Source organism: Fluviicola sp., assembly GCF_030151805.1.
Lineage (GTDB): Bacteria > Bacteroidota > Bacteroidia > Flavobacteriales_D > Crocinitomicaceae > Fluviicola.
On sequence record NZ_JASLCN010000438.1, the window covers coordinates 1 to 7,956 of the forward strand.

Below are 7,956 nucleotides of genomic sequence, written 5' to 3' on the forward strand. Positions count from 1 at the left end.
TATTAAACCGCGAAGATACCAAGGGCGCAGCTGATTTTCAGAATGATCATCTAAATTCCCGCACAAAGGAGTTTGGTCTTTACAAGGTACGAAAAAATAAGCAAAAAAAAGAGGTTACCGCTGACGATAACCTCCTTAAACGTATTTGAATTTCTTAAACTCCCATGGAGTCGATTTTACTCATGATTTGTTTTGCGTAGAAATCAGTTGCCTGTTTCAGAATATTCACTTTCTTGTTCTTCGCTGCAATGACCATTTTCGCTCCGTCGCGATTTGCATTGATCGTTACATACTGCAGGATTTCGATCACTTTTGCTTCATCATCCAATTCCATGCTTGCAACGTCCATTTTCTCGAAAGCAATGAACATCGAGAAGCTGTCTTCTCCGAAATTCTTCACGTAAGAAGGCAGGTTCAGTTTTCCTGAATTTTCCTTCCCGCTTGAAGCATAAATTCCTTTCTGGGTAGATTTGATGCGCAATTGACCAAGTGTATACGTATCGCCTTTTTTGGTAGCGAATGCAGAAAACTGCTCATCAATCAATTTTTGCAGAATATCTCCTTTAGGACCTAAGCCCAGGAAGCTGTTGTATTCCAATTCCATTCCCATTGTGGATTTAGCATCTCCGTTCATAATCATTCCGGCTTGACCTGAGAACAATTTTGAAAACGGATTTTCACCAAGAGCCAAAAGGGCAAATTTCGCTTCGCCTGGGAAACCACCCATCAAACGTTTCTTTGCATCCGGCAAATAAGTGCTCAGGAAATCTTCTCCTTTTCTCAAATCCAGGTTCATTGCAATACCCATCCACGGAGTTCCGCCTCCGAGTTTGCTTACCAATGTATTTCCGTTTTTGTCTTTAAAGAACAATTTGTCTTTCAATTCTTCCGAGAAGATGTTTGTTGCTTCAATCGTTGCTTCCCCGTTTTTGAAGTTTGCGACTGTTTTGATAAATGCGTTATCTACCAGCTTTTCCAATTCTTCTTTTTTGGTGGCAGGTAACTTAGCCAGTTCCGTGTTGGAAGTATTCAACAGGCGGTCAATGCTGAGTCCGGAAACGATATCTCCGGTTTGTTTTACGATCTCGTGTGCTGTTCCTTCGGAAAGATCTCCGGAAGTCAGATCGAAAGCTTCTTTGATTTTCGCTTTTCCATCGTAATCTCCCGGTTTGCTGATAATGATCAGGATTTTGTTGCGGATTCCGAAGGTCACATCATCTTCCTGGTGGAAAGAAATATCGCCTTCTTTTTCCAAAGCGTATCCCATTTCACTGATAATGGAAGACAAGCTGTCTTTGTTTTTGATGTTGATCAATGCATAAACCGTTTCGGGAGTTGCATCGTGTCCGAAAGGAGCTTCCAATGCGTAGTAAATCGGTTTGTCGATTTCCAATCCTTTTTTCCAGTTTCCTAAAACACTTCCCAGAATGGTATTCACTTTCGGGATGCTTTTGTAATCGGCGTTGTTCAGGAGGTTCATGGCATTCACATGGCCAAAGGCAACGATCTTTTCGTTTCCTTCGATCAATGCGGAAGTTGCTTCTGCAGCATCACGTTCTTTCGAATCGGATGAACAAGAGCTGAATAGTAAAATACCACTAAAAGCAAAGATACTGACTATTAGTGTTTTATTGTATTTTTTCATAGGTAAATTTTTGTTACAAAATGAGCCTCAAATGTAGACTTTCTTTTTAATTTCGAAGTTCATATTTGCAATTTTTATTCCAAAATTAAAACGCTGATTTCGTGCATTTTATTGAGCCATATTTTAATTGGAGACATTTATACATCGCTTCTGAAGATTCTCTTTCGCCATTTTACGATCGGGAGTACAGTGAATTTGAGTTTACGGACCGGATTTACAATTTCCTGATCCATCCTCAATGGGATAATATCGGTTCAAGAACGCTGTTCACGAAAATCCTTTTTGTGGATTATGAAGAAGGGTATGCGATTATGGAATTCATCGGCGAATGGAACGACGCAATCGAAAATGATATCATGACGCTCAAGCGGAATGTGATTGAGGAAATCATGGGGCATGGAATCAATAAGTTCATCCTGATCGGTGAGAATGTTCTGAATTACCATTATTCAGACGATTGCTATTACGAAGAATGGTTTGATGAAGTGGAAGACGGCTGGATTGCTTTGATCAATTTTCACGACCATGTGATCAGTGAATTTGAAAGAGCGCGGGTAGATCATTATTTCGTCATGGGCGGCGACCTGGAGGATATTGAATGGAGAACCAGTACTCCGACACAGCTTTATGAACGCGTGGATGAGTTGGTGCAGAGACGAATCGGCTGATTTAATTACGAATTACGAATTACGAATTACGAATTACGAATTAATCCTGTTTACAGGACTGTTTGAATATTAAAAACTTTGCGCCCTTCAACTTCTTTGCGTTGAAAATAAACTACAAAGAAGCAAAGGGCACAAAGAAATTGAGAAATTGAACAAGCTTTAACTGATGGCTGACTAAACCTTCGTTAAATGATCTCCGGAGAGTTGAGACAGTTGCGCGAACGTTTGATTCTTCTCATCAAGCAATGCTTGCGATCATCACGAGCAGTGCTCGTTCTTATTTGGAAATAAAGACTTTTTTGGCAATCATGTTGTTATCAACGGCTACGTTTACCATGTAAATTCCGCTATTCAATTCCTGGTTCAAACGAACTGAAAGCGAGCTTTCTCCGGCACTTACACTTCCGAGGTTTTCAGTGAAAACAGATTTACCGTTTAAATCCACAACGTTCACAAATGCTATTCCGTCTACTTTGCTGTTCAATTGAATGTTCAATGAATTGGTGCTTGCCAGGTAGCCGATACTTGTTTCTACTTTTGCGGTACTTTCCTGGATTCCGGCTTGCGACCCGAACGGATGCTGAGAAGTGCGGATAATGTCTCCGGTATCTCCGTTGTTGCTATTCGTTTGATTGGTTGCCAGGTAGAATGTTACCGCCCCTACATTTGTTGCCGGCGATGTCCAGTTGAAACTCCAGCTGGTAGCCGCTGTTCCTGCAGATTTATGTGTTACGCGTGTTTTTCCCAGCGCAGATATCGTTTTGGTACGTGTTGCATCCGTAATGGCAAAACTTCCTGCCATGGTATTGCCCGGGTTTAAAGCAACAATTTCAAATCCGTTTTTCGGATTGGTTGTCGACATGCTAACGTTTACTGTATACGTGGTGTTTGGTTCGTATTCCGTAACAGGATTTCCACCATGTGTCAACGTCACAATATTGAATCCCGAACCACTTTGTACTGTCCCGGAATGACATTGTGTGCAGGTTGCATCTCCGGGAGCTCCGGTTTTTCCACCAACACTTCCGTTTGCGTTCAGCTGGTGAAAGTATCGGGTGTATTTCTTTACGTTTTGGATGTTTTCCTTCCCTGAAAAGCTCACCAGGATTCCTGATGCGAGAAGTAAACCAATAAAAAAGTAGCTTTTTTTCATAATGTTTTAGTTATTCATTTTCTTGTTTAATCCAACAGTTGAATTGCCGGATCAGAGAATCTTCTGAGATTGGACCTTTTTGAGGCGTTCATTGGGGTGTTCCGTTCAACGTATTTCCTGTCGAATTACCCGAAACGGGAATTTAGCTTACATCATCATGAGGTAGTTTTTTCTACCGGGTAATTTGTTAGTCGTATTGTAATTGTTTCAAATTTAGTGATGTAAGTACTGTTTGTTGTTATGAAATTGCCGTGATAAATTATGAATTTCCGGAGCGGGATTATTTTTTATCACGATTTAATTATTCATTTTCCCTTGTTTGATCCAACAGTCAAATTGCTGAATCAGAGAATCTTCTAGGGCTGGGCCTCCCTGAGGCATTAATTGCGGCGTTCCGTGCAATGCGCCCAGAATATTATCTGCCTGATCAGCAATTTCCTGGTAATTTGATAAAACAGGACTTGTTCCTGCACCGCTTCCATGACAGCTTGAACATTTATCCTGAATGACCGGTGCAATCTGATGAGCAAACGAAATTGTGTCCGAACAAGTTGCACCGATCATTGCTGCAGGAGCTTTGTCTTTGCTGCACCCGCTTGTAAAAACCAATGAAAGTATGATTGTGCTACTGAATGTGAGTATGATGAAACTGTTTTTTTTCATGCGTTTATTTAATAAAAAGAGGTTTGAATGTCAGCCATGAAAGCGCAGGAATGAATGTGAAAGGAATCATATAACCCTTGAAATAATCTATCATTGCCATGGAATCTTCGTTTTTAAAGACCGGATCATCCATTTTGAAAACATAAAAAACCAGCGAAAGGGAAATGCCTGAAAGAACCAGGTGAATGATAAACGAAGCCAATGACTGATTCTTGATCAATCGGTAAACAACTGCCCCGAGAATACTGATTCCGATGGTAATCATCATCGAAAAAGAGAGCAGGTGAAAGTAACCGGAATGTTCTGTGAAATCAGCGATTTTGGTGTACATGATTGAATAAACCCATGAAATCAGTGATGAAAACAATCCGGCTGTAATCCCTAAGAAAAAAAGACGTTTAAACATAGACCGTTATTTTTGAGTTACCGGAATGGAATAAGAAATGTTCATGATATCCGGAACGGCGTCGCTTTTATGTCCTACACCGTAATCAATGCGATTCACTGTAAACTTCCCTGAGAAAGTCAGATCGCTTCCTGATTTGGTAACCGTTGCAGGAATTTTTTTCTCCTTTGTGACTCCTTTCATGGTTAATTTCCCGGTGATTGTGTAGCCGTCATCTGATTTTTCCACTTTTGACGAAACGAATTTAATGGACGGATACGTTGATGCTTCAAACCATTCGGAAGTCTGTGCTTTTTTGTTTTGCATGGAATTTCCGGTGTTGATAGAACTCACATCAATAGAGATATCAAATTTTGAATTGCTTAAATCGTTTGCATCAAATTTGATGGTTCCTTTTGCTTTTTTGAATTCACCTGAAGGATCTTTACTCTTAAAGGCGATGGTAAAATCTTCTTTGAAAACGTAGTCGTTTACTGAAGTAAGTGTCACGAATGCCGAGCTAACAAAAATGCATGCAGCTAAAGCGGGATAAAGTACCTTTTTCATAATCAAGTGTTTTTATACGTTATTATTTTTATTCAAATATTCATCCTTCGACAAGCTCAGGATTTTTTTGTTCAAATGTTCAAATGTTCAAATGTTCAAATGTTCAAATGTTCAAATTTGATTTTAAACACGTTTACCTTTTCAACGTTTAATTATTACTGTCCGAATTCGAACTTTCTACCGATGCAAAAACCGATCCTGAATTGTCCTTTCAACCAATTATCATAAGTATTGGTAATGAATTGAGATTCTCCGAATCCACGGGAATTTGTCAGATAGACTGTAAAGTTGTGCCCGAATGTCAGCCATTCAACTGCAAATCCGAGGCTGTTAAAATTGTTTGTGCGCATTCCTTTGTCATGGAAAACCTGGTGGTATTCTACCATGATTCCCAAACGCTGTGTAATCGACCAGCGCATTGCTCCCCCAAGTGCAAAGAGCGTGTTCTGGTCATCTGCTGCTACATAGTTTCGATGAACCAAAGTCGGCATCAATGCCAGGCTCACCAGATTTCCAAATTTGCGGGCAATGTTTAGCTGTGCTGAATACGAAAAACGGTTTATCTGTTTCGGGAAATGCCCAACGGCGTAAATATCCGGCAATGCTTTCATATAGGTATAGAACATACTTCCTGTAACCGCCAGTGAAATCGGCATTCCTTTTTTCTTCTGCTGCAGAATGCGGTATTTCGCAAAACCATCAATCAACGAACGGTAGGGTGTTCCGGTTCCTTTGCTTCTTCCAACTCCAATCATCAGGTGATCGGTGATTCCGTATTCAAACCCGAGGCGGATATCACTTGAATTATCGAATCCGAACCAGTTTTGAACTCCGCCATTCGTTCCTGCAATGTCGCCAAAGCGGTGTTCCACTCTGAATTCCAAAACTCCTTTACGCAAACATTCCACCGAATGAGCACTTACGATGCGTGTGGATTGAAACGTTTGCTCAACCAGGTTGTCGTCTTCTACCGTTTCTTCTGTTGCGGTAGTGTCCGTTTCCTGAGCGATCGAATAACTGGCAAAGCTCAAGGCTGCTCCCATAAAGAGTATCTTATGAATCATATTTGTTGGTTTCTTTTTTTGCAAGATAATACTTACCCTGATATATAACTAAGATTCTAATACAGGATTGAATAGATGGTTGGAATGCGTTATCGGAAATAATCTACTTCGCCGATAGGAAACAATGGCTATTCTGGGATTCCTAAAATACGTCATTTGCAGTATTTCCACCATTGATTTAATGACTAAGTTTGTAATAATGAAATTGATATGAAACTAAACGGCTTATTGATTTTCTTTTGTCTGATTGTTTTTCTGAGGTCTTATTCCAGGGATCGTTCCGTTGTTCTTGAATGGAAATTCAATGGAATAGAAGCGGGGTATGATCATTTGAACAGATGCAAAGTGTTTGTAGACGGAGAAGAAATGCCGGTTTCGAAGACCTGTTTGCAAAGTGTTTGGGGGAGTTACGAATTGCGACTTTCAAAAAAGGAACATCAGATCCGTTTGGTGAATGAAGCTTATTACAATGGGCAATGGGTTGAGCATTCGTTTGAAAATGAATTCAGTATTGATGCCGTTTGTGCGTTTGATCTGAATGCGAAGGAGATTTCCAGGATACAGATTCAGTTTGATCTGAATAGTTCTGAAGTATCCATTGTACGGTTCGATCTGAAGGGAAATGAGTGGACGAAAAAAACACCGCGTTTTAAAGGGAAACATTATGCTTTGAGTGTGAACTGGAAGTTTGTGAATATTGAGGCCGGGTACGATCATCCTTCGAAAATGCGTGTTTTTGTCGATGACGTTGAATTAGGAGTTTCTCCCGAATCGACTGAAAGTAAAGGCGGGGTATTTACCGTAAAGGTTCCGAAAGGGGGGCACCGCGTCCGGATTGTGAATCAATCCTTATTTGAAGGAGCATGGCAGGACCATACGATCGTGAACAACTATTCGGTTGAAGCGGTTTATGAAAAGGCACTGAATATTAAAAAAGCACTGAAAGTGGTATTGGTGATTGATCTCAATAATGAAAATACGGTCAATACGTGGGAATAACACCACCTGAATCATATAAACAATAACCAACAAAAAAGACTGCCCGAAAGCAGTCTTTTTGATTATCTGAATGTGATACTTATCCGTTCCAAACACCCATTGAGTTGAATTTCTCAATGCGTTCTTCCACACGCTGTTCCGGTTTTTTAGGATCCAATTCAGCGAGGTATTGAATGATTTTTGCTTTTACATTTTGGAAACTTGCTTCCTGATCTCTGTGAGCACCTGCTAACGGTTCTTCGATCACGTCATCAACCAGTTTCAGGCGTTTCATGTCCGAGCTGGTTAATTTCAGTGCTTCGGCAGCTTTCTCTTTGTATTCCCATGATCTCCACAAAATAGAAGAACAGGATTCCGGAGAAATAACCGAATACCAAGTGTTTTCCAACATCACAACTTTGTCTCCGACACCGATTCCCAATGCACCACCAGAAGCCCCTTCACCGATGATGATACAGATTACAGGAACTTTCAACTGCATCATTTCATAAATGTTGCGTGCAATTGCTTCTCCCTGACCTCTTTCTTCCGCCTCAAGTCCCGGAAATGCTCCCGGAGTATCAATAAACGTTACAATCGGTTTGTTGAATTTTTCAGCCAGTTTCATCAAACGCAATGCTTTACGGTATCCTTCCGGATTCGGCATCCCGAAGTTACGGTACTGACGCATCTTGGTGTTGATTCCTTTTTGCTGCCCGATAAACATTACTGTTCTTCCGTTCAACAATCCGAAACCTCCGATCATTGCTTTGTCATCCTTTACAGTTCTGTCGCCGTGAAGCTCTTGAAATGTATTGTTCGTAATTGCGTTG

The 7,956-nt window shown here is 40.6% G+C and carries 9 protein-coding genes; 2 read left to right on the forward strand and 7 right to left on the reverse strand.

Features of this window, described 5'->3' with window-relative positions; all coding sequences use genetic code 11:
- Positions 1-154: 154 nt before the first annotated feature.
- Positions 155-1,645 (reverse strand): hypothetical protein, encoded by a 1,491-nt coding sequence (locus Q1V93_RS16605; protein WP_300666203.1) that lies wholly within the window; start codon positions 1,643-1,645, stop codon positions 155-157.
- Between the two features lie 101 nt (positions 1,646-1,746).
- Here Q1V93_RS16605 and Q1V93_RS16610 point away from each other — a divergent pair, with 101 nt between their 5' ends.
- Positions 1,747-2,313 (forward strand): hypothetical protein, encoded by a 567-nt coding sequence (locus tag Q1V93_RS16610; RefSeq protein WP_300666204.1) that lies wholly within the window; start codon positions 1,747-1,749, stop codon positions 2,311-2,313.
- Between the two features lie 277 nt (positions 2,314-2,590).
- Here the strand turns inward: Q1V93_RS16610 and Q1V93_RS16615 are convergent, their stop codons facing one another.
- The 5 genes from Q1V93_RS16615 to Q1V93_RS16635 form a co-directional block, all read right to left on the reverse strand.
- Complete coding sequence (locus Q1V93_RS16615; RefSeq protein WP_300666206.1) at positions 2,591-3,466, reverse strand: choice-of-anchor V domain-containing protein; 876 nt, start codon at positions 3,464-3,466, stop codon at positions 2,591-2,593.
- A gap of 297 nt (positions 3,467-3,763) precedes the next feature.
- Entirely contained in the window at positions 3,764-4,129 is a 366-nt protein-coding gene (locus Q1V93_RS16620) for a hypothetical protein (RefSeq protein WP_300666207.1), read from the reverse strand.
- Between the two features lie 4 nt (positions 4,130-4,133).
- Positions 4,134-4,535 (reverse strand): hypothetical protein, encoded by a 402-nt coding sequence (locus Q1V93_RS16625; protein WP_300666208.1) that lies wholly within the window; start codon positions 4,533-4,535, stop codon positions 4,134-4,136.
- A 6-nt stretch (positions 4,536-4,541) separates the two neighbouring features.
- Entirely contained in the window at positions 4,542-5,081 is a 540-nt protein-coding gene (locus tag Q1V93_RS16630; RefSeq protein WP_300666210.1) for a YceI family protein, read from the reverse strand.
- A 155-nt stretch (positions 5,082-5,236) separates the two neighbouring features.
- Positions 5,237-6,145 (reverse strand): DUF5777 family beta-barrel protein, encoded by a 909-nt coding sequence (locus Q1V93_RS16635; protein WP_300666212.1) that lies wholly within the window; start codon positions 6,143-6,145, stop codon positions 5,237-5,239.
- A gap of 210 nt (positions 6,146-6,355) precedes the next feature.
- On the opposite strand from Q1V93_RS16635, the gene Q1V93_RS16640 reads away from it, so the two are divergent.
- Entirely contained in the window at positions 6,356-7,144 is a 789-nt protein-coding gene (locus Q1V93_RS16640; RefSeq protein WP_300666213.1) for a hypothetical protein, read from the forward strand.
- Positions 7,145-7,223: 79 nt separating this feature from the next.
- Here the strand turns inward: Q1V93_RS16640 and Q1V93_RS16645 are convergent.
- Positions 7,224-7,956: acetyl-CoA carboxylase carboxyltransferase subunit alpha (locus Q1V93_RS16645; protein ID WP_300666214.1), on the reverse strand; the 733-nt coding region annotated here is incomplete at its 5' end.